Genomic DNA, 19,252 nt, shown 5'->3' on the forward strand with positions numbered 1-19,252 from the left:
GTTCCCCCCGTGCGCCAGCGCCTGATGATGCTCGTCTTCCTGCTGCCCGCGAGCGGTCTCAAGATCAAGATCTTGAACCGGCTCGGGCACCGGATCCACCCGACCGCGCGCATCGGCATCTGCTGGGTGCAGGCCGTCGAGCGGTTCGAGATCGACGAGGGCGTGCAGATCGGCAACTTCAACGCGTTCCGCTACCTGAAGCTGGTCAAGATCGGCAAGGGCTCGCGGATCGTGATGTTCAACTGGTTCCTCGGCGGCTCCGGCTTCGAGCCCGGCGCCGTCGACCACGGCGCGCTGCGCACGCTCCGCATGGGCGAGCACGCGCACATCATCTCGATGCACTACGTCGACTGCGGTGGTGGCGTGATCATGGAGGACCACTCCTGGATCACCGGCATCCGCAGCACCGTGCTCACCCACGCGTTCGACCCGCAGAACGGCGGGCTCATCCTCGAGCCCGTGACCCTGGAGAAGGCGGCCGCGATCGCCACCAACTGCACCGTGCTGCCCGGCGTCACGATCGGCGAGGGCGCGCTGCTCGCCGCGGGCTCCACCGCGTGGACCCGGCAGCAGGTCGCCGCCGCGCACCTGCACGGCGGCGTCCCCGCCCGCCGGCTCGCCCCGATCGAGATCGAGGCCTCGCTCTACGACCGTCACCGCTATCAGGGGTAACGCCGCGGGGACCCCGTCCCACCTGCTAATTTCCGCCCGTTCCCCACAGAGGATTTGAGAGACATGACTGACTACCAAGGCTCGATCCTGGCGATCGTCACCTCGCTGCTCGAGCGGTCCGACAAGGGCGACGTCGCCGTCGCCCTCGACACCGCGATCCACGGCGACGGGCTCGGTCTCGACTCGCTCGAGACCGCCGAGCTGTCCGCGATGCTCGAGGACGAGTTCGGCAACGACCCGTTCGGCGCCGGACTGATGCCGGAGACCGTCGGCGAGATCGTCGACTTCTACACCGAGGGCGAGTCCGTCTCCGCATGAGCGACCAGCCACGCACTGTCGTCATCACCGGCGGCAGCAAGGGGCTCGGCGCGGGCATCGTGCAGTCGTTCCTCGACTCCGGCGACCGGGTCGCGACCTGCTCGCGCTCGGCCACTCCCCAGATCAAGGAGTGGGAGGCCGACTTCGGCGATCGGTTCCTCTTCCGCGAGGCCGACATCAGCGACCGCGAGCAGTCGGGCGCGTTCGTCAAGGCCGTCACCGACCAGTGGGGCGCGGTCGACGTGCTCGTCAACAACGCGGGCGTCGCACGTGACGGCATCCTCGCGCTCTTCTCCGACGAGGACACCGACACGGTCATCGACCTCAACCTCAAGGGCACGATCCACCTGACCCGCGCGGTCGTGCGCAGCATGCTCACCCAGCGTGCCGGGCGGATCGTGAACATCTCCTCGATCACCGGGCTCACCGGCTACCGGGGCCTGACCGTCTACGGCGCCACGAAGGCCGCCCTCGACGGCTTCACGCGCGCGCTGGCGCGCGAGGTCGGGTCGCGCAACATCACCGTCAACAGCATCGCTTCGGGCTACCTGAAGACCGAGATGAGCCACGGGCTCGACGACGGTCAGCTGGGCCAGATCGTGCGGCGTACGCCGGCCGGCCGGCTCGGCGACCCCGACGACATCGCACGTGCGGTGCAGTTCCTCGTCGACGAGCGCAACGACTGGATCACCGGTCAGGTGCTGGTGGTCGACGGCGGGCTGACCTGCTGATCGCCCGGTGAGCACCCGGCCGCTGGACCCCACCGAGGTCTACTACGAGGTCGTCGACCGGATGTGGCCGATGAACGCCCTCGGCGTCATCGAGCTGACCGCGGAGCACACCCCGGCCGAGGTCGATGCCGCCTGGGCGCGGGTGACCACGGCCGTCCCGATCGTCGGGGCCCGGGTGGTGCGCACGTCGCCGCGCGAGGCCCACTTCGACTTCGCCTCGTCGGTGGTGGCGCCGGTGGCGGTGCACGCCGAGCTGCTGGAGATGCTGGCCGCGGTGAGCGGCACCCACGTCTCGCTGGACGGTCCGCTGGTGCGCTGCGCGATGTCGCCGGGCTCGGCGGGCGGCACCGGGCTGGCGCTGACGGCGCACCACTCCGCGCTCGACGGACGGCCGATGGCGCAGCTCCTCTTCCTGCTCGCGCGCGCCCTGGACGGCGACACGCTGTCCGGGCCGCTGTGCGCGCCCACGTCTGGGCTGGGTGCCTTCACCCTGCCCGAGCGGGACTGGACCGGTCGACGGCAGGAGATGGTCGCGGTCGCGCGCGAGATCCGTGACGAGGAGGGGTTCGTCGGCAACGGCGAGGTGCCGGACTGGTACTCCCGCACGCTCGACGGTCCCCGCGACCTCGCCTACACGCTCTTCGACCTCTCCCCCGAGGAGGGGCAGGCACTGATCCGCTGGTCGAAGTCGCAGGGCGCGACCGTCCACGGGGCGCTCACCGTCGCGACGCTGAAGACGATGAGCGCGCTGACCCCGGGCGCCGCGCGGATGCCGCTGTCGACGACCGTGGACCTGCGCGTGCGCGCTCGCGAGGGGGCGGTCGACGCGGTCGGGCAGTCGGCCGCGGTCGTGTCGGCATCGTTCGACGTCCGCGAGGACCCCGGCCTGCTGGCCCGGCACGTGTCGGAGGACATCCGGCGCCGGGTCGACCGCTGCGAGCCGGAGCTGTTCTTCGCGCTCTCCGGAGTCGAGAAGCTGCCCGTCGGGGAGGCGACCGACAAGGTGGTGCGCCGCTGGATGGAGAGCGCCACGCCCGCGCCGAACCTCAGCAACCTCGGGGTGGTGACCGGCGAGGCACCGGCCACCGTGCGGCGGGTCTGCGTCGGCCTCGCACCGACCCCCAACCAGGTCTTCTTCATCGCGGCGACGACGTTCCGCGGGAAGACGACCTTCATCCTCAGCTTCGACCGCAACCGGGTGTCGATCGACCCCCAGGTCTTCACCGACACCCTCCGCGGCGAGCTCGCCGCGCTCATCGAGGAGGCTCCACCCGCCGTGACCCAGCCGTGATCGAGCTCCTGCGCCGCGGCGCCGAGCGCCAGCCCGACGCCCTCGCGATGATCGCCGAGGGCGGCGAGTGGAGCTATGCACGACTCACCGCCGAGGCGGAGGCGCTCGCCGGAGGACTGCGCGCGGCAGGCGTCACGCGCTTCGCGATCGTGTCCAACGACATCCCGCTCGTGGTCGCGCTGCTCGCCGCCTCGTCGCTGATCGGAGCGGAGGCGTGCACCTACGCGCCCGACATCACGGTCGAGGAGATGGCCCGACAGGCCGCTGCCTTCGCCCACGACGTCGTGGTGTCGGACCGTCCGGAGCTCGCCTCCGGTGGGGTGCGCATCGTGGCACCGGACGAGGTGCGGGGTGAGCGGGTCGCGGACGCCGTACTCCCGGAGCGGCGACCGCTCCTCGTGCTCACCACCGGCAGCACCGGCACGCCCAAGGGGGTGCGGCACGACTGGTCCCGGCAGCTGTCCCGGATGGCCTCTGCGCGCGACGGTTCCGGCCAGGTGTGGTTGCTGGCCTACGGTCCGCAGCAGTTCGCCGGCCTGCAGGTCCTGATCCACGTGCTCGGGACGGGCGCGACGCTGGTGGCGCCGTCCGTACGGCGACCGCAGGCCGTCCTCGAGCTCATCCACGACCACGCGGTGAGCCACATCAGCGCGACGCCGACCTTCTGGCGGTTCATGCTGGCGGAGTTCCGCGCCGACGCGCGGCCCGTGCCGCCGCTCCGGCAGGTCACCTTGGGCGGCGAGGCCGCCCCGGGAGCGCTGCTGGAGGAGCTGCGCGCGACCTGGCCCGAGGCTCGCATCTCGCACATCTACGCCGGGTCGGAGTTCGGATCGACGGGTTCGGTGCGCGACGGCGACGACGGTCTCCCGGTCTCCCTGCTCTCCGGGGCCAACGACGCCGACGTCAGCCTCAAGATCGTCGACGGCGAGCTCTACGTGCGGTCCGGGGCCAGCATGCTCGGCTACTACGGCGACGACGACCGCCCGCCCGACGAGTGGTGGCCGACCGGCGACCTGGTCGAGGTCGTCGGCGACCGCATCGAGTTCCGGGGCCGCAAGACCGACGTCATCAACGTGGGCGGGGTCAAGGTGCACCCGCTGCCCGTCGAGGACCGGGTCACGGCCGTCCCCGGCGTCCAGGCGGCGCGGGTCTACGGCCGCGCCAACGCCCTCGTCGGCGCCGTGGTGGCTGTCGACGTGGTGCTCGGGCCCGGAGCCGACGACAAGGCCGTCAAGGCCGCCATCCGCGGGGCCTGCGCCGACCTGCCGCGACCCTGGCAGCCCAAGAGCATCGTGGTCGTCGAGGAGCTGGTCATGAAGGAGAACAAGGTCGTCCGGGGTGGCGCGGGCGCGGACTAGGGGTCAGTCCGTCGGCGCGAGCTCCTCCTGGCGCCGAGGACGCGGACGCGTGCCTTGTGCAGCTGCGGCATCAGTCCGTAGATGACGATCGGGACCGCGACGGTGGCGAGCACGAAGGTGCGGAGCACCGGCGACATCGGGCGGAGCCAGTCCGCGAGCGTCAGGTTGATCAGGGTCAGGGTCGGGAACACGCAGAGCCAGATCATCAGCGCGAGCTGGTGCTTGGTCGGCGGGCCGATCGGACGGGCGTTCGGTTCGGACACGGTTACCTCTTCTCGTTCGTGAGTACGGCGTCGAGCACGTCCTGCTCGACGAGGTCGTTGTTGATGGCGATGGCAGCGGCGGAGCCCTGCCCTGCCGCGGTGATCACCTGGGCCCGGGGGTCGGCCGCGTTGCCGGCGGCCCAGACGTCCTCGACGGTCGTGCGACCGGAGGCGTCGACGAGGGGCCAGCCGAGGTGGTCGACGCCGGCGCCGAGTGCGACGAGCAGGGCGCTGTGCGGCACGAGGTGAGGCCGGACGAAGACGGCCGCCCGCGGGACCACCCGGCCGTCGGCGAGCTCGACGCCGGTCAGCCGGTCGTCCTCGACGACCAGCCGGGCGACCTCGCCCACGACGACCTCGATCCCACGTGCCGCGAGCCGCTCGACCTCCTCCCCCGTCAGCGGCGAGCTGCGCGCGAAGTACACGACGTCGGCGCTCCACTGCCGGACGAGCAGCGCGTGGGCAACCGCACCCGGCGCACCGCCGAGCACCCCGAGCGGCTGGTCGCGCACCTCGTGCCCGTGGCAGTACGGGCAGTGCAGCAGGTCTCTCCCCCAGCGTCCCGCGACACCGGGCAGGTCGGGAACCTCGTCGCGCAGCCCGGTGACCATCAGCAACCTCCGCGCGACGACGCTCCCGCCCGACGCGAGCGACAGCGCGAGCTCGCCCGTCGGCGTACGGACGACGTCGGTGACGGTGTCGGCGACGAGCTCGCCGCCGTACCCGAGGACCTCCTGGCGTCCCACGGCCAGCAGCTCGCTCGGCGCCATGCCGTCGCGCGACAGGAACCCCTGCATGCGCGCGGCAGGGGCGTTGCGCGGGCGGGCGGCGTCGATGACGACGACCGAGCGGAGCGCCCGGGTGAGGACGAGGGCGGCGGAGAGCCCGGCGGCTCCCCCGCCGATGATCGCGACGTCGTAGGTCCGGTCGGTGGTGTCCATGACAGGGAGCGTGCGGGCCCCGTCCCGACAACGGCAACATTTGTTGCCAGAACTGGGACGAACCGGGCCTGATGGGGCCATGGACGACGCCAGCACCCGCATCGCCGCCGCGCTCGACCAGGTCGGCCCGCGCCTCAAGAGCCTGCGCTCGCTGCGCAAGGTGAGCCTCGCGGACCTCGCCGAGCGCACCGGCATCTCCAAGAGCACCCTGTCCCGGCTCGAGACCGGGCAGCGCAGGCCGAGCCTGGAGCTGCTCCTCCCCCTCGCCCAGGCGTACGGCGTCCCGCTCGACGAGCTCGTCGGCGCCCCCGCGGTCGGCGACCCCCGGGTGCACCTCAAGCCGCACCAGGTCAACGGCCGCACGGTCATCCCGCTGACCCGCCAGGCCGGCGCCGTCCAGGTCTGGAAGATCGTCATCCCGACCACGAAGAGCAAGGTCGACCTGAAGACCCACGAGGGCTACGAGTGGATGTACGTCATCGCCGGCCGGCTCCGCGTCGTGATCGGCGAGCACGACCTGCTCCTCGGACCCGGCGAGGTGGCGGAGTTCGACACCCGGGTGCCGCACTGGTTCGGCAGCGACGGCGAGGCGCCCGTCGAGGTGCTCTCGGTGCTCGGCAAGCAGGGCGAGCGGATGCACGTGCGCGCCCGCCCGAAAGCGCGGTCACGCGACGACTGACGAGGCGTCAGCCCCGCAGCACCTTCTCCATCGCCTTGCCCTTCGCGAGCTCGTCGACGAGCTTGTCGAGGTAGCGGATCTTCTGCATCAGCGGGTCCTCCACGTCCTGCACCCGGACGCCGCAGACGGAGCCGGTGATCAGGGAGGCGTTGGGATTGAGGGTGGCGGCCGCGAAGAACTCCTCGAACGTGGTGCCGTCCGTCAGGCGCCTGCCCAGCTCGGCCTCGTCGAAGCCCGTCAGCCACGAGATGACCTCGTCGAGCTCCGCCTTCGTGCGGCCCTTCTTCTCCACCTTCGTCACGTAGTGGGGGTAGACCGATGCGACGCTGGCGGTGAAGATCCTGTGCACCGAACCAGCGTAGGTCCGGACCCGCCCACGAGGAGCCGAGGACATGACCACTTCTCCCATCATCGGAAGAGCCACCACCGGCCTCATGGGCCGGATGCTCGCCGGTGGCCTCGTGCTCCAGGTCGCCGGACTGCTCGTCGCCTGGTACGCCGTGCCCCGCACCACCATCTCCGTCGACGGGCCGGACGAGGTCGGCGACCGCACGGTGATGCTGCTCGGTGTCCTCATGTTCGGCCTCGGCGGGGTGCTGTCCCTGATCGCGGTGGTGGCGTTCGGCGTGCTCCTCGGTCTCCGCGCGCGTTCCGGCGACTGAGCCGCCGCAGGGGGTGGGCCGTCGGGCCGTCCACCTCGTGCCCGTACGGTTGCCACGTGGCGAAGGCGTTGCTCCTGGAGAACATCCACCCCGCGGCCGTCGAGGTCCTCGAGAGCTCCGGCTACGAGGTGGACCTCCGGCTGGGCTCGATGTCGGAGGAGGAGCTGTTCGAGGCGCTCCCCGATGTCAGCCTCCTCGGGATCCGCTCCAACACCACGGTCACCGAGCGCGTGCTCGAGCAGGCGCCCGAACTGGTCGCGATCGGCTGCTTCTGCATCGGCACCAACCAGGTCGACCTCCCCGCGGCCGCTGCGCGCGGCGTCGGGGTCTTCAACGCGCCGTACTCCAACACGCGCAGCGTCGTCGAGCTGGTGATCGCCGAGATCATCTCGCTCGCGCGACGGCTGCCGGAGAAGACGCAGCGGATGCACGAGGGCGTGTGGGACAAGTCCGCGCGCGGCAGCCACGAGGTCCGCGGCCGGGTCCTCGGCATCGTGGGCTACGGCAACATCGGCACCCAGCTCTCCACAGTTGCCGAGGCGCTCGGGATGGACGTGGTGTTCTACGACACCGCCGACAGGCCGGCACACGGCACCGCACGTCGCCTGCGCTCGCTCCGCGAGCTCCTCGAGGTCGCCGACGTGGTGAGCCTGCACGTGGACGGGCGGCCGGGCAATGCCGGCTTCTTCGGTGCGAACGAGTTCGCGGCGATGAAGCCGCGGGCGCTCTTCGTCAACGCCTCGCGCGGCATGGTCGTCGACTACGACTCGCTGCGCGACCACCTGCTCTCCGGGCACGTCGCAGGCGCCGCCGTCGACGTCTTCCCGTCCGAGCCGAAGGCCCAGGGCGACACCTTCGAGTCGGTGCTGCGCGGCCTCGACAACGTGATCCTCACCCCGCACATCGGCGGGTCGACCCAGGAGGCCCAGGAGGAGATCGGCTGGTTCGTCGCCGAGAAGCTGGCGCGCTTCGCCGGCGAGGGCAGTACGGCGCTCTCGGTCAACCTGCCGGCCGTCCTTCCCGCCCCGTTCACGCCCGGCCACCGGCTCGGACTGTTGCACCGCAACGTGCCCGGGGTGCTGGCCGAGCTCAACGCGGCGTTCGCCGCGGCCGGTGACAACGTCGTCGACCAGCGGCTGTCGACGCGCGACGACCTCGGCTACGTCGTCGTCGACGCGTCCGCACCGCTCTCGGCCGAGGCGGTCGCGCAGGTCGGCCAGGCGCCGTACACCCTCTGGGTGCGCACCTGGTAGCTGATGGCCCGGGCCCCCGCCCTCAGGTGCGGAGGTGGAGGTTGATGCGGGGTCCGTGGGTGTAGACCTCGCCGATGGGACGGGTGTGGTCGGGGGTGTGGAGGAGCCGGATGCGGCGGGTGCCGGCGGGGGTGACCAGGCGTGCGAGGCCGTGGGGGCTGGACCAGCGGTAGACCGCGAGGTCGAGCTGGTCGCAGCGGTAGGCCAGGTGGGTCTTGGCCCGGTGGTGGCGTCGGGTCAGGGGTGCGTCGTTGTGGTCACCGGTCTGCCCCGCCGGCCCGTCGGGGTCGTAGGGGTGAGGGTGGTCGTGGTCCAGGCGCTTCAACCCCCGGCTGGTGGAGTGGGGGAACACGTCACCGCCGGTCCTGAGCAGGGTGCGTTGCCTCACGAGGGTGGGGTGCTCATAGCCACTGACCCGGGTGGTCTTGTTGAGGTCGACCACCGGGAGGACCTCGACGTCGCGGTCTCGGAGGAGGTCGCCGAGCTGGTCGATGAGGATCGGACCGAAGTCCTCCACCCGCGCGACCCCGGCCAGGATCCCGCACAGGACCAGGTCGGTGACGTGCACCACGACCTGCGCCGGACGACGGTCACGACGCCGCTTGACCGGCTCAGGCCGGGACGGGTCAGGTTGGGAGGGGTCGGTGTCCTGGGTGGCGAGGAACGCTGCGGCCCTCTCCGGTGCGGTCAGCAACATCTCGAACGCCGCGGTGCGGCACTCCTCGATCGAGGGCCGGTCACCGGCGGCGTCGGCCTCGGAGTGCTCGTAGAGCGCTTCGGCGAGGTCCTCGACGTTCTCATGACCCCGCACCGCGGCCCCGGCGGGCAGCTTCGCGCTGATCCGCCGCGTCGCCGGCTCCCCGGTCTCCTCCACCACCTCACCAGGACGCACCCGCGACAGCCACACCCCGGTGCGGCGGGCATCCTCCTCCAACCGCGCCCGGTGCGCGGCGGGGTCGGCCTCGATGATCTTGGCCTCCGCGATCCGCAACAGCTCCCCCGGCGGCTGCAACCGCGCCCGCCAGATCGCCGCGTCCACGACCCCCACCCGGTCAGCGGGGAGCTTGCGCGTCATCCGGGCGATCCTGCGACCCACCCACGCATCGACCTCCAACCCCACCACCGCGCTCAACACCCGGGGAAGCCGGTGGCGCAGGTCCAACGCATCGGCCGCATCGTGCTCGGTGGCGACCACCCCCGCCTGCCGCGCCCACGCCAGCTCAGCGAAACACAGGTCCGCCACGCCCGGCGTCCCCTCACCACCGATCCGCCGCAGGTGGTCACCGCCCCGCCGCTTCGACACCGCCCCCGGGGCCTCCTGCGGATCACCCGAGTGCAGGTCACACCACGCCAACAACACCCCCAGGTCCCCCACCTCCGCCCGACGCCGCTCCCGCACACACTCCTCCGATGCTGCGAGCACACCCGCAGCATCGAGATCGGAGAGATCGGCGAACGCCATACGGTGATTCTAATAGAACATCTGTTCGTTTTCAAACCATGTCGACACCCTGTGGAGCAACCCCGCTCGGTACGTTGGGGACCATGCGCCCCACCCGCCGACGCCTGCTCTGGACGGGGCTCTGCGCAGCGCTGGTGCTCGTCGTCCTCGGGGGCCTGACCATCCACGGCACGCTCTGGCCCAACCGCCTCCTCGCCGCCCACTACGACGTCCGCGGCGTCGACGTCTCGCACCACCAGGGCCCGATCGACTGGGAGGCCCTGGCCGGCGACGACGTCGACTTCGCCTACATCAAGGCGACCGAGGGCTCCTCGCACGTCGACGACCGGTTCGCGGCCAACTGGCAGGACGCTCGCGACGCCGGCCTGGTCGTCGGCGCCTACCACTTCATGAGCTTCGACTCCCCTGGCGAGGACCAGGCGAGGAACCTCGTCGCCGCCGTACCTCCGACGCCGGGAATGCTGCCTCCGGTCGTCGACCTCGAGTCGTACGGCGAGTACGTGGACCACCTCCCCGACGCGAGCACCGTCCGGCCGATCCTCGACGACCTCCTCGCCGCGCTGGAGGAGGAGTACGGCGTCCCGCCGATCATCTACACGACCGGCGACGTGTTCGACGCCTACGTCGATGGTGCGTACGACGACAACCCCGTCTGGATCCGCTCGGTGCTCCTCCCACCCCACCTCCCGGGAGGCCGTGACTGGACCTTCTGGCAGTACTCCGACCGCGACCACCGGGACGGCATCGACGGTGGCGTCGACATGGACGTGTTCGCCGGGACCGAGGAGGAGTTCGCCGACCTCCGCCTGTAGTGCGCGAGCTGTGGCAGGGTGCCGCCCATGAGGCTCTTCGGCCGGCGCAGGCCCGACGACCCCGATGCCATGTGGTCCCTGGCGCAAGGCGTGGTGGACGGGCATCCCACGATCCTGCGCCGCAAGCACACCCGGCGGGACAGGTCGCGGCCCGTACGGGTGACGGTCAAGCTCGGCGTGGCCCGGCCCGACGAGCACGGCTTCCCCGACGGTGCCGAGATGGACCAGCTCTCGGAGATCGAGGAGCAGCTCTTCACCGAGCTCGAGCAGCACGGCGCGGAGCTGGTGCTCGTCATCACAGCCAACCGGGCCCGCGAGTTCATCGCCTACGGCGCCGACCACGAGTGGCTGGAGGCGTGGGGACCGACGGTCCTCGAGCGCTGGGCGGAGGGGCGCCCGGGCACCGGGGTCGAGGCCGCGCTGGAGCCCGACTGGGCGACGTACCGGGCCTTCCCCGTGCGCTGACGGCCCGGTACGCACGTCATCAGATGAACATTCGCGGGTTTTCGGTGCGGCGCCCTTTCGCTGCCCCACCCCTACCTGCGTATGCTGTTCCTTGTTGAAGGGGTGACCCCCACAAGGCCACTCCCCGCCGCCGATTGCTGGCGGTACATCTTCAATGTTCTTGGTTTTCGGTTCAGCTGGACATCAGACGCATGCAGATGTTTTCAGCTCCCCGCGGCCGGCACGGTGTCGGCCGCAGAACAACCGAAGGAAAGAACATGACGCAGGGCACCGTGAAGTGGTTCAACGCCGAGAAGGGCTTCGGCTTCATCGCGCAGGACGAGGGCGGCCCGGACGTTTTCGTCCACTTCTCCGCCATCCAGACCCAGGGCTACAAGAGCCTCGAGGACAACCAGCGCGTCGAGTTCGACGTCACCCAGGGCCCCAAGGGTCCCCAGGCCGAGAACGTTCGCGCCGTCTGAACCACGCACGACCGACAGCCCCACTCGCTTGCGAGTGGGGCTGTTCGCATTTCGGGGCGGTCAACGAGAGCGAGGCTCCTCGACCTCGCCAGAGAACTCGGCGACCTTGTCCGCCTTCACCCAGTCGCCGTTGGAGAGCTTGATCTCGAGCTGGTCCTCGCTCGTCCAGCGCGCACCGTCGACAGTGGACTCGCCCTGTTTGGTCGAGACCTTCAGGTGCCGATGGAAGGCCGCTAGGGCGAGCATCGTCTGCAGGTCGGACGGACGAGTCGCTTCGTCAGCCGTCGGCTTGCCCGGGCCGGCCCCCTTGCCCGCCCCGCGCCCTGGGTCGCGGCGCTGCCGTAGATGTCGATGAGTGCGCGGGCAACGAGTCCTCTTGCCTCGACGGCAGCGGTCGCAGCCGAGGCCCTCCCGCGTACGTCGCCGTCCATCACCTTGGCCAGCGAGAAGAGTCCGACGGCCAGCACCAAAGCGGTCGACAGGAGGGAGCTGGCGAGCACCAGGTCGTTCTGGTCCTTCAGCCACGCCGTGATCGTCGCGACAGAGCCGGCTGCCGCGCCCGTACCTGTGATTGTCTTGATGAGTTTCTGGGTCGACGTGGTGATGTTGAGCGTGAAGTCCTCGATCGCAGACTTCGTGCCCGCCGCCTGCTCCTCCGACTTCGGCAGCAGCGACAGCGTCCCCAGGACGGTCGTCAGCGCCTTGAGCTCGTCATCCGAGATTGCGAGTTTCCGGTCGTTCTCCCCCATGTCACGACTCTCCGCCCAGCGTTGTAGGGATGCTGACTCAGCATGAAACTCCTCGCCCCACCCAGGCGTGGCAGGTTCCGTCAAACTTTGCTTTGGCGCTCCCGTGGTACACAGACGCCATGGCGGACGACTTCAATCGGTCCTCGTGGGAGAGGCGGTGGTCCCAGGTGCTGAGGGACCACCCCGAGATGCTCGCCGAGAAGCCGCCCAACCGGATGCTGGTCGCCGAGGCGGGCGGCCTGACCCCCGGCCGCGCGCTCGACGCGGGCTGCGGGCACGGCGCGGAGACGATCTGGCTCGCATCGCAGGGCTGGACGGTGACGGCGGTCGACTTCTCGGCGGCCGCCCTCGACCACGGCCGCACGACGGCAGCGGCCCTGGGGCGTGAGCTCAGCGACCGCATCGACTGGGTGGAGGCCGACCTGGACAGCTGGGCGCCGACGCCTCGGGCCTACGACCTGGTGAGCTGCCTCTACGTCCACGTGGCCGGCGACATCCCCGAGACGGTCGCCCGGCTGGGCTCCGGGGTCGCGCCTGGCGGCACGCTCCTCATGACCGGCCACCTGCCGGTGGATCCCGAGACCGGCGAGCCGACCCGCGCCGCTGGGCAGACGCAGGTGACGGTCGACGGAGCGCTCGCCGCGCTCGGCGTCGGCTGGCAGGTCGAGGTCGCCGAGGAGCGGCGTCGCGAGGACGGGTCGGGGGCCGACGCCGTCGTGCACGCCGTGCGCCTCTAGCCCCTCAGGGCGTCAGCGCGGCCGTGATCTCCGCGGCCGACCCCTCGCGCACGGACGCGTGCCCGGTGCCCGCCCACAGGTGCGCGACCTGCGCGTCACCCGCGGCGGCCGCCGCGGCCCGGAGGGGCGCGGTCAGGTGGTGCAGCTGCGGATAGCCGGGCGGCGCATCGCGGTGCTCGGTCATGAACCGGTTGACCAGTCCGCGCGCCCACCGGCCGGTGTAGGCCCGGGTCACCCCGGTCTCCGCCGTCGACGGATCCCGCAGGGCCGCGCGATGGACCGGCCTGGTGCCGGCTTCGCCGGCGAGGAGGTACGCCGTCCCGACCTGTGCCGCGACCGCCCCGGTGTCGAGGACGCCTGCCACAGCGGCAGCGTCGGCGATCCCGCCACCGGCGACCACCGGCACCGGCACGGCCGCGACCACCGCGGCGAGCAGCTCGAGCAACGGCGTCCCGTCGGGCTCGGCCTCGAGGTCCCACGTGCCTCGGTGCCCGCCGGCCTCCGGCCCCTGCACGGCGAGCGACGCGGCGCCGCGCGCCACGGCCGAGCGCGCCTCCGCGACCGTGGTGACGGTGACCGCGGTGAGCACGTTGCGGTCGGCCAGCCGCCGCAGCGCGTCGGCGCTCGGGCAGCCGAACGTGAACGACACGACCTCGGGGCGAGTGTCCAACACGACCTCGAGCTTGCGCTCCCAGTCGTCGTCGTCCCACCGCGGCTCACCCAGTGCCGCTCCCAGCCGGGTGGCTTCCGGCTCGATCGCCCGCCGGTAGGCATCGACCGCGGCGGGATCGGCCTCGAAGGGAGCGACCAGGAAGAGGTTGACCCCCAGCGGACCCGAGGTCAGCGCGCGAGCGGCTTCGAGGTCGGCGGCCAGGGCGTCGCCGCCCCGGTAGCCGGCCGCCAGGAAGCCCAGCCCGCCCGCCTCGGTGACGGCTGCCGCGAGCGCCGGCGTGGTCGGTCCGCCGGCCATCGGGGCGCCCACGACGGGCACCCGCAGCTCCCGGAGGTCCAGCACGTGTCCAGGCTAGCGAGGCGGCGGGCGGCTACTCGGGCTTCTGCAGCGAGATCCACCGCCACAGCAGCACGGTGCCGGCCACCAGGCCGACGCCGATCAGCGCGTACCAGCCCTTGCTGGGCAGCGGGTCGGTCAGCAGGCCGATGACGACGCCCACCACCGGGACGGCGATCCAGACCAGGGCCATGCTGACCCACATCTGGGTGACGGACGGCGGCGGTTGGTCGCTCATCGGTGGCTCCTAGAGGCGGTGGGCGGCGGGGACGAGCTGTTCGATGGCGGCCAGGCCGGCGGTGTCGTCCTGGTGGACGACGGCCACGTCCCAGTAGGTCTGCGCCCGGATGCCGACCTTCTCCTCGAGCGGAGCGGTGTGCTCGCCGATCTCGTCGACCGTCGTACGGCCCAGGGCGTTGCCGCCGTTGCCCCACACGGCGACGTCGCTGTAGCCCAGCTTCGCCAGCCTCGGCCAGACGGCGAGCGGGTCGTTGCCGGCGATCCGGGACAGGCGGTGGTCGTACTCGAAGAAGAGCACCGGCCGGGCTCCGCCCCACGCCTCGGTGATCGCGGGCACCAGCTCGACGTCGTAACCGTCGGTGTCGCTCTTGATCAGCCGCAGGTCGGCGAAGGAGGGGTACTTGTCCCTCAGCGCCTCGGGCGTGATCGTCGGCAGCGCGTCGCCGACCTCGCCCTCGGCGAAGCGCGTCGTGCCGCCCGTACGGACGGCGGTCGTGGCCCCCGTGCCGGGGTCGGGGGTCAGCAGCGCCTCGACGACGGCGACCCGGGGATCGTCGTCGACGTTGAGGTGGAGGTACTCCAGGAAGTAGGGATCGGCCTCCACGCAGAGGATCTGGGCGTCGGTCGCGTGCAGGATCTGCAGCGCTGAGTCACCGACGTTGGCGCCGACGTCGAGCACCGTGACCGGCGCCGAGGGACCCGACTGGTCGGCGAGCGCGGCGGCGAGCTGCACGAGGTTCTGGCCGTAGGGGCCGTCCCCGGCGTAGTCGGGGAGGCGGTGCGGCCACGGCAGCACCATCTTCACGCCCTGGACCTCCCGCACCACCTTGCGGTGGGGGAAGCGGTCGCGCACCCACCACCCGACGTGGTGGCGGACGTTCGACGGCAGGTCTCGGAGCTTCGGGGGCACGACGGGCAATTTAGTGCTGACCTCCGTTGTCTTTCAGCAGGACCAGCCGGCGAACGCCTGGCCGGTCATCTCACGGAGGGCGGCGACCTCGGGGGCGAGCTCGGCGCGCAACCGGGCGAGGGACTCCTCGCTCGGCTCGGGACGCTCGACGGGCTTGCTGATCCGACGGGTCACGAAGTTGCGGAACTGGGTGAGCCGGTCGGTCGGCAACCTGTGCATCAACCGGATCAGGGCGGGACGGCGCAGCGCCTGGTACCACCCCGGGAGGGTGCCCTTGTCGCCGTAGGAGTTGCGCGGGCGCAGCGCCTCGTCGTCGAGGTCGATCGCCTCCAGCCCGAGGAACTCGAAGATCCGCTTCATCGTGGTCTGCGGGTCGTCGCGCAGGTCGGCGAGGTCGATCACCATCACCTGCGCGGCGTCGAAGCGGCGGTGGAGCTCGCGCAGCTGGGTGGCGTAGCGGCTCGGGGCCACGATCCGGTTGTGCGGCTGGTCGACGTCGGACAGCGCCGACTCGATGTCCTCGGTGATGACGCCCCAGGTCGCCTCCTCGACGTACTCCGCGATCGCCCGCTCGACGGGGTCGCGCACGAGGTAGAGCAGCTTGGCGTCGGGCACCAGGTCGGCCATGCGGTCGACGACGCCGGGGAAGACCGGCCACTTCGTGTACTGCGGCGTCGACTCCCCACGGTAGGTCGCACCGGCGTCGTAGTAGTCCTGGTAGCGCCCGATCCACGACCGGCAGTCGGGGTCGGTGAAGAACCGCATCTCCTTGTCGCGCGACATGGAGATCGCCGGGTGCAGCGCCAGGTAGTTGTGCAGGCTGGTCGACCCGGCCTTCGCCGCACCCACGACCACGAGGTTGGGGAGCCGGGACGGGTCCGGCGCCACCGGCGTCGAGTCACCGCGCGGGCGCCGGTCCTTGGCCGCGACCGAGAGGTCGCACCAGGGGCAGATGTCGTGCGGGTGGCCGTCCGCGGCCAGCAGCCAGCCGAGCTTGCGCATCTCGACCGTGGTGCTGCAGGAGATGACGGGCGGCACGCACAGGTCGCACTGCAACGAGACGAGCTCGTCGCGGCCGTCCCGGGCGAAGCGGGTGAGGACGGTCATCGACTACCGGCCGAGGAGGCGCGACATCTGCTCCATGTCGGCGTCGACCATCAGCTTGGCCAGCGCCTGGGCGTCGGTGTCGGGCTTCCAGCCGAGCACCTCGCGCGCCTTGCTCGCGTCGCCGATGAGCGCGTCGACCTCGGTGGGCCGCTCGTAGGCGTCGTTGTAGCGGACGTGGTCCTCCCAGTTGAGGCCGGCGTGGGAGAAGGCGTAGTCGCAGAACTCCCGCACGGTCGTGCCGATGCCGGTCGCGAGCACGTAGTCCTGCGGCTCGTCGTGCTGCAGCATCCGCCACATGCCCTCGACGTACTCCTTGGCGAAGCCCCAGTCGCGGATCGCGTCGAGGTTGCCGAGCGTGAGGTGGTCGGTGATGCCGAGCTGGATCGACGCGACACCGAGGGTGATCTTGCGGGTCACGAAGCTCTCGCCGCGGCGCGGGGACTCGTGGTTGAAGAGGATCCCGGAGACCGCGAAGAGGTCGTAGGCCTCGCGGTAGTTGACCGTCACCCAGTGGGCGTAGACCTTCGCGGCGCCGTAGGGCGAGCGCGGGTAGAACGCCGTACTCTCCGACTGCGGCGGCGGGGTCGCGCCGAACATCTCCGAGGTCGACGCCTGGTAGAAGCGGCAGTCGATCTTGGCCGCGCGGATCGCCTCGAGGAGGCGCAGCGTGCCGGTGGCGTCGGTCGACGCGGTGTACTCCGGCATCTCGAAGGACACCTTCACGTGGCTCTGGGCGCCGAGGTTGTAGACCTCGTGGGGCTCGATCTCGCGGATCAGGTTGACCAGGCTGACGCCGTCGGTCAGGTCGCCGTAGTGCAGGTGGAGCGAGGTGTTGGTGTGCAGGTGGTCGATCCGGCTGCGGTTGAGCGTCGACGCGCGCCGCACGAGCCCGTGCACCTCGTAGCCCTTGTCGAGCAACAGCTCCGCGAGGTAGGAGCCGTCCTGACCGGTGATGCCGGTGATGAGTGCGCGCTTCGTCACGCGGGTCACCGTATACGGCCGGTAGGGTGCTCGCGCTCCGAGTCCGCAACTTCGCAGCATCCGCCGCTCTCACCGTGAGGATCTCCCCCATGCACCTGGTCGTCGACGCGGTCGTCGTCCGGTCCGGCAGCTCCGCGATCGTCATCGAGCACCTGCTCCGCGGCTGGACCCAGGAAGCTCCCGACGACGAGGTCACGGTGCTGGTGGGCCCGGAGGGTCCGGCGTTCACGGTGCCCGACGGCTACCGCACCGAGACCGTCACGCCGCCGGTCCGTGGACCTGCCGGTGCGCTGTGGCTCCGCACCTTCGGCGTACGGCGGGCCGCCCGGGCCCTGCGTCCCGACGCCGTCCTCGCGGCCGTGCCCGCGACCGGGCTGGTCGGCTACGGGTCGGGCACCGGCAACCGGGGCCTGATCCTCTACGACCTGCGCCACGAGCTGCGCCCGCACCAGTTCTCGCGCAGGACCCGCTTGTCGCGCACCGTCTCGTGGAGCTGGACGATGAGTCGCGCCGACGGCATCTACACGATCTCCGAGCGCACCCTGCACGACCTCCAGGCGCGCCACCCGCGGCTGGCGCGCAACGGCGCGGCGGCACAGCTGGGCGCCGACCACGTCGACGACTGGCCGCGGGCCCACGGCGCGGGCGGGACGCCGTACGCACTGGCCTTCGGGCACTTCGGCAACAAGAACGCCGACGCGGTCATCGAGGGCTGGGCGCGGTTCTGCGCGACCGACCCGACCTGGCGGCTCCGGCTCGTCGGCATGGGCTCGGCCGACCGCGCCGCTGCGACCGAGCGCGTCGCCGCGCTCGGGATCGAGGACCGCGTCGAGCTGATGCCGTGGCTCGACGACCAGCAGTTCCAGGACTGCTTCGTGGGCGCCGGCCTGGTGGTCTTCCCCTCCGACTTCGAGGGCTTCGGCCTGCCCGCCATCGAGGCGCAGCGGCTCGGGATCCCGGTCGTCGTGTCCGACGACCCCGCGCTGGCCGAGGTGACCGGCGGCCACGCGGCGGTCGCGCGCTCGACCTCGCCCGCCGACCTCGCCGCGGCGATCGCCGAGGCGCTCGCCGCCACGCCCGAGCAGCTCGAGGCGGCGCGCGCCTTCACCGACCGCTTCGCCTGGCGGCGCACGGCACGGGTGGTGCGGACGTCCCTGCTCGCCTCAGACTGACAGGTAGCGGGCGTCGTGCTCGACGCCCGTGCGCAGGCGCTCGCGGTGCACCTGGACCATGCGACCGACGAGGTCGGCGAAGGTCGTGGTCGCGCGCCAGCCCAGCACGGCCGCGGCCGGCTCCGGGTCGGCGACCAGCACCGCGGTGTCGGCGGGCCGGATGAGCTCGGGATCCGTCACGACGTAGGGCGCGGGGTCGTCGATGCCGGCCGCGGCGAACGCCGTGACGAGCAGCTGGTCGAGCGTGTGGGTGACGCCGGTGCCGATCTCGAGGTCCTGCGGCTCGTCGCCACCGAGCATCCGGCTCATCGCGTCGACGTAGTCGCCTGCGAACCCCCAGTCGCGGCTGACGTCGAGGTTGCCGAGGCGCAGGCCGGTGCTGAGGCCGGCGGCGATCTCCGCGACCCCCCGCGTGATCTTGCCGGTGACGAACACCGCGGGCCGCAGTGGGCTCTCGTGGTTGAAGAGGCGCGCGGAGCAGGCGTGCAGGCCCCGCTTCAGGCGGGCCTCACGCACGGCCTCCTCGGCCGCCGCCTTGGCCGTGGCGTAGGGGCTGTGCGCGGCGGACCCGGCGACCTCGGCCGACGAGGCCTGGAAGAAGCGTGGCTCCCGGCCGGTGCGGTCGCGGAGCTCGACGAGCGCGTCGAGCAGCGTCACGACGGCCGTGTGGTTGACCGCCTCGGTGATGGCGGGCTCGTCCCAGCTGCGCGCGACCGAGCTGACGGCGGCCAGGTTGTAGACCTCGTCCGGCTCGACCGAGCCGACCAGGCCGCGCACGTCGTCACGCGCGCAGATGTCCATCTCGACCAGCTCGACACCGGTGAGGTAGGCGGCACACAGGTCCGCGGGCGCGGTGCCCGGCAGCGTGGCGCCGACGACGCGCGCACCGGCAGCCAGGAGCAGGCGGGAGAGGTAGATGCCGTCCTGCCCGGTGACCCCGGTGACCAGGACGGTCCGTCCCTGGAGATCGCGCACGGGC

Annotated in this window: 25 protein-coding genes; 13 read left to right on the plus strand and 12 right to left on the minus strand. The window is 71.6% G+C overall.

Going from position 1 to position 19,252, the window contains the following annotated elements:
• The first annotated feature begins 9 nt into the window (after positions 1 to 9).
• The 5 genes from ACAX67_RS13545 (at position 10) to ACAX67_RS13565 (ending at position 4,370) form a co-directional block, all read left to right on the plus strand.
• Complete coding sequence (locus ACAX67_RS13545) at positions 10 to 672, plus strand: acyltransferase (RefSeq protein WP_370704375.1); 663 nt, start codon at positions 10 to 12, stop codon at positions 670 to 672.
• 63 nt (positions 673 to 735) lie between these two features.
• Entirely contained in the window at positions 736 to 990 is a 255-nt protein-coding gene (locus ACAX67_RS13550) for a phosphopantetheine-binding protein (protein ID WP_370704376.1), read from the plus strand.
• Entirely contained in the window at positions 987 to 1,721 is a 735-nt protein-coding gene (locus ACAX67_RS13555; RefSeq protein WP_370704377.1) for a 3-oxoacyl-ACP reductase family protein, read from the plus strand. Before ACAX67_RS13550 ends, ACAX67_RS13555 begins: the two co-directional genes overlap by 4 nt.
• A gap of 7 nt (positions 1,722 to 1,728) precedes the next feature.
• Complete coding sequence (locus tag ACAX67_RS13560; RefSeq protein ID WP_370704378.1) at positions 1,729 to 3,012, plus strand: phthiocerol/phthiodiolone dimycocerosyl transferase family protein; 1,284 nt, start codon at positions 1,729 to 1,731, stop codon at positions 3,010 to 3,012.
• Positions 3,009 to 4,370, plus strand: a complete 1,362-nt coding sequence (locus ACAX67_RS13565; protein ID WP_370704379.1) for a class I adenylate-forming enzyme family protein — start codon at positions 3,009 to 3,011, stop codon at positions 4,368 to 4,370. The genes ACAX67_RS13560 and ACAX67_RS13565 overlap by 4 nt, the downstream gene beginning before the upstream one ends.
• On the opposite strand, the gene ACAX67_RS13570 is transcribed toward ACAX67_RS13565, so the two are convergent.
• On the minus strand, positions 4,367 to 4,633 hold the full coding sequence (locus tag ACAX67_RS13570) for a putative antibiotic biosynthesis monooxygenase (RefSeq protein WP_370704380.1): 267 nt from the start codon (positions 4,631 to 4,633) through the stop codon (positions 4,367 to 4,369). The genes ACAX67_RS13565 and ACAX67_RS13570 overlap by 4 nt on opposite strands.
• 2 nt (positions 4,634 to 4,635) lie before the next feature.
• Positions 4,636 to 5,574, minus strand: coding sequence for an NAD(P)/FAD-dependent oxidoreductase (locus ACAX67_RS13575; RefSeq protein ID WP_370704381.1), 939 nt, complete (start codon positions 5,572 to 5,574; stop codon positions 4,636 to 4,638).
• Between the two features lie 79 nt (positions 5,575 to 5,653).
• Here ACAX67_RS13575 and ACAX67_RS13580 point away from each other — a divergent pair, with 79 nt between their 5' ends.
• Positions 5,654 to 6,253, plus strand: coding sequence for a helix-turn-helix domain-containing protein (locus tag ACAX67_RS13580; RefSeq protein WP_370704382.1), 600 nt, complete (start codon positions 5,654 to 5,656; stop codon positions 6,251 to 6,253).
• 7 nt (positions 6,254 to 6,260) lie between these two features.
• Here the strand turns inward: ACAX67_RS13580 and ACAX67_RS13585 are convergent, their stop codons facing one another.
• Positions 6,261 to 6,602 (minus strand): DUF2200 domain-containing protein, encoded by a 342-nt coding sequence (locus ACAX67_RS13585; RefSeq protein WP_370704383.1) that lies wholly within the window; start codon positions 6,600 to 6,602, stop codon positions 6,261 to 6,263.
• Positions 6,603 to 6,645: 43 nt separating this feature from the next.
• Between ACAX67_RS13585 and ACAX67_RS13590 the strand changes: the two genes are divergently transcribed.
• Positions 6,646 to 6,915 (plus strand): hypothetical protein, encoded by a 270-nt coding sequence (locus ACAX67_RS13590; protein WP_370704384.1) that lies wholly within the window; start codon positions 6,646 to 6,648, stop codon positions 6,913 to 6,915.
• Positions 6,916 to 6,971: 56 nt separating this feature from the next.
• Positions 6,972 to 8,168: a phosphoglycerate dehydrogenase gene (gene serA / locus ACAX67_RS13595; RefSeq protein WP_370704385.1), complete on the plus strand. Its 1,197-nt coding sequence runs from the start codon at positions 6,972 to 6,974 to the stop codon at positions 8,166 to 8,168.
• A gap of 22 nt (positions 8,169 to 8,190) precedes the next feature.
• Here the strand turns inward: serA and ACAX67_RS13600 are convergent, their stop codons facing one another.
• The gene (locus ACAX67_RS13600; protein ID WP_370704386.1) at positions 8,191 to 9,471 is read right to left on the minus strand and encodes a hypothetical protein; all 1,281 of its coding nucleotides are present in this window, start codon (positions 9,469 to 9,471) and stop codon (positions 8,191 to 8,193) included.
• 242 nt (positions 9,472 to 9,713) lie between these two features.
• Here ACAX67_RS13600 and ACAX67_RS13605 point away from each other — a divergent pair, with 242 nt between their 5' ends.
• The 3 genes from ACAX67_RS13605 (at position 9,714) to ACAX67_RS13615 (ending at position 11,368) form a co-directional block, all read left to right on the plus strand.
• Entirely contained in the window at positions 9,714 to 10,442 is a 729-nt protein-coding gene (locus tag ACAX67_RS13605) for a GH25 family lysozyme (RefSeq protein ID WP_370704387.1), read from the plus strand.
• A gap of 27 nt (positions 10,443 to 10,469) precedes the next feature.
• Complete coding sequence (locus ACAX67_RS13610; protein WP_370704388.1) at positions 10,470 to 10,907, plus strand: DUF695 domain-containing protein; 438 nt, start codon at positions 10,470 to 10,472, stop codon at positions 10,905 to 10,907.
• Between the two features lie 257 nt (positions 10,908 to 11,164).
• On the plus strand, positions 11,165 to 11,368 hold the full coding sequence (locus ACAX67_RS13615) for a cold-shock protein (protein ID WP_370704389.1): 204 nt from the start codon (positions 11,165 to 11,167) through the stop codon (positions 11,366 to 11,368).
• A 60-nt stretch (positions 11,369 to 11,428) separates the two neighbouring features.
• Here ACAX67_RS13615 and ACAX67_RS13620 read toward each other — a convergent pair whose 3' ends face one another.
• Both ACAX67_RS13620 and ACAX67_RS13625 read right to left on the minus strand, forming a co-directional pair.
• Positions 11,429 to 11,614, minus strand: coding sequence for a hypothetical protein (locus tag ACAX67_RS13620; RefSeq protein ID WP_370704390.1), 186 nt, complete (start codon positions 11,612 to 11,614; stop codon positions 11,429 to 11,431).
• Entirely contained in the window at positions 11,602 to 12,117 is a 516-nt protein-coding gene (locus ACAX67_RS13625; RefSeq protein ID WP_370704391.1) for a hypothetical protein, read from the minus strand. Before ACAX67_RS13625 ends, ACAX67_RS13620 begins: the two co-directional genes overlap by 13 nt.
• Positions 12,118 to 12,236: 119 nt before the next feature.
• On the opposite strand from ACAX67_RS13625, the gene ACAX67_RS13630 reads away from it, so the two are divergent.
• Entirely contained in the window at positions 12,237 to 12,854 is a 618-nt protein-coding gene (locus ACAX67_RS13630; RefSeq protein WP_370704392.1) for a class I SAM-dependent methyltransferase, read from the plus strand.
• Between the two features lie 4 nt (positions 12,855 to 12,858).
• Here the strand turns inward: ACAX67_RS13630 and ACAX67_RS13635 are convergent, their stop codons facing one another.
• Genes ACAX67_RS13635 through gmd form a run of 5 tightly spaced genes read right to left on the minus strand, consistent with a single transcriptional unit; the run spans position 12,859 to position 17,101 of the window.
• Positions 12,859 to 13,869, minus strand: coding sequence for a nitronate monooxygenase (locus tag ACAX67_RS13635; protein WP_370704393.1), 1,011 nt, complete (start codon positions 13,867 to 13,869; stop codon positions 12,859 to 12,861).
• Between the two features lie 28 nt (positions 13,870 to 13,897).
• Positions 13,898 to 14,101: a hypothetical protein gene (locus tag ACAX67_RS13640; RefSeq protein ID WP_370704394.1), complete on the minus strand. Its 204-nt coding sequence runs from the start codon at positions 14,099 to 14,101 to the stop codon at positions 13,898 to 13,900.
• Between the two features lie 9 nt (positions 14,102 to 14,110).
• On the minus strand, positions 14,111 to 15,013 hold the full coding sequence (locus tag ACAX67_RS13645; RefSeq protein ID WP_370704395.1) for an FkbM family methyltransferase: 903 nt from the start codon (positions 15,011 to 15,013) through the stop codon (positions 14,111 to 14,113).
• A gap of 33 nt (positions 15,014 to 15,046) precedes the next feature.
• On the minus strand, positions 15,047 to 16,120 hold the full coding sequence (locus ACAX67_RS13650; protein WP_370704396.1) for a sulfotransferase family protein: 1,074 nt from the start codon (positions 16,118 to 16,120) through the stop codon (positions 15,047 to 15,049).
• 3 nt (positions 16,121 to 16,123) lie between these two features.
• Entirely contained in the window at positions 16,124 to 17,101 is a 978-nt protein-coding gene (gene gmd / locus ACAX67_RS13655) for a GDP-mannose 4,6-dehydratase (RefSeq protein ID WP_370704397.1), read from the minus strand.
• An 89-nt stretch (positions 17,102 to 17,190) separates the two neighbouring features.
• Between gmd and ACAX67_RS13660 the strand changes: the two genes are divergently transcribed.
• Positions 17,191 to 18,273, plus strand: a complete 1,083-nt coding sequence (locus ACAX67_RS13660) for a glycosyltransferase (RefSeq protein ID WP_370704398.1) — start codon at positions 17,191 to 17,193, stop codon at positions 18,271 to 18,273.
• On the opposite strand, the gene ACAX67_RS13665 is transcribed toward ACAX67_RS13660, so the two are convergent.
• Positions 18,265 to 19,248: a GDP-mannose 4,6-dehydratase gene (locus ACAX67_RS13665; RefSeq protein ID WP_370704399.1), complete on the minus strand. Its 984-nt coding sequence runs from the start codon at positions 19,246 to 19,248 to the stop codon at positions 18,265 to 18,267. The genes ACAX67_RS13660 and ACAX67_RS13665 overlap by 9 nt on opposite strands.
• Positions 19,249 to 19,252: the final 4 nt, after the last annotated feature.

Origin of the sequence: Nocardioides candidus (assembly GCF_041321175.1) — a bacterium.
In the GTDB taxonomy this organism is placed as follows: Bacteria; Actinomycetota; Actinomycetes; order Propionibacteriales; family Nocardioidaceae; genus Nocardioides.

Excerpts from the sequence above, each read along its gene's own strand:
- ACAX67_RS13620 (WP_370704390.1), bottom strand. The coding sequence starts at position 11,614 with ATGCTCGCCCTAGCGGCCTTCCATCGGCACCTGAAGGTCTCGACCAAA.
- ACAX67_RS13615 (WP_370704389.1), top strand. The coding sequence starts at position 11,165 with ATGACGCAGGGCACCGTGAAGTGGTTCAACGCCGAGAAGGGCTTCGGC.
- ACAX67_RS13590 (WP_370704384.1), top strand. The coding sequence starts at position 6,646 with ATGACCACTTCTCCCATCATCGGAAGAGCCACCACCGGCCTCATGGGC.
- ACAX67_RS13610 (WP_370704388.1), top strand. The coding sequence starts at position 10,470 with ATGAGGCTCTTCGGCCGGCGCAGGCCCGACGACCCCGATGCCATGTGG.
- ACAX67_RS13625 (WP_370704391.1), bottom strand. The coding sequence starts at position 12,117 with ATGGGGGAGAACGACCGGAAACTCGCAATCTCGGATGACGAGCTCAAG.
- ACAX67_RS13555 (WP_370704377.1), top strand. The coding sequence starts at position 987 with ATGAGCGACCAGCCACGCACTGTCGTCATCACCGGCGGCAGCAAGGGG.
- ACAX67_RS13605 (WP_370704387.1), top strand. The coding sequence starts at position 9,714 with ATGCGCCCCACCCGCCGACGCCTGCTCTGGACGGGGCTCTGCGCAGCG.
- ACAX67_RS13640 (WP_370704394.1), bottom strand. The coding sequence starts at position 14,101 with ATGAGCGACCAACCGCCGCCGTCCGTCACCCAGATGTGGGTCAGCATG.
- ACAX67_RS13650 (WP_370704396.1), bottom strand. The coding sequence starts at position 16,120 with ATGACCGTCCTCACCCGCTTCGCCCGGGACGGCCGCGACGAGCTCGTC.
- ACAX67_RS13580 (WP_370704382.1), top strand. The coding sequence starts at position 5,654 with ATGGACGACGCCAGCACCCGCATCGCCGCCGCGCTCGACCAGGTCGGC.
- ACAX67_RS13550 (WP_370704376.1), top strand. The coding sequence starts at position 736 with ATGACTGACTACCAAGGCTCGATCCTGGCGATCGTCACCTCGCTGCTC.
- ACAX67_RS13575 (WP_370704381.1), bottom strand. The coding sequence starts at position 5,574 with ATGGACACCACCGACCGGACCTACGACGTCGCGATCATCGGCGGGGGA.
- ACAX67_RS13660 (WP_370704398.1), top strand. The coding sequence starts at position 17,191 with ATGCACCTGGTCGTCGACGCGGTCGTCGTCCGGTCCGGCAGCTCCGCG.
- ACAX67_RS13630 (WP_370704392.1), top strand. The coding sequence starts at position 12,237 with ATGGCGGACGACTTCAATCGGTCCTCGTGGGAGAGGCGGTGGTCCCAG.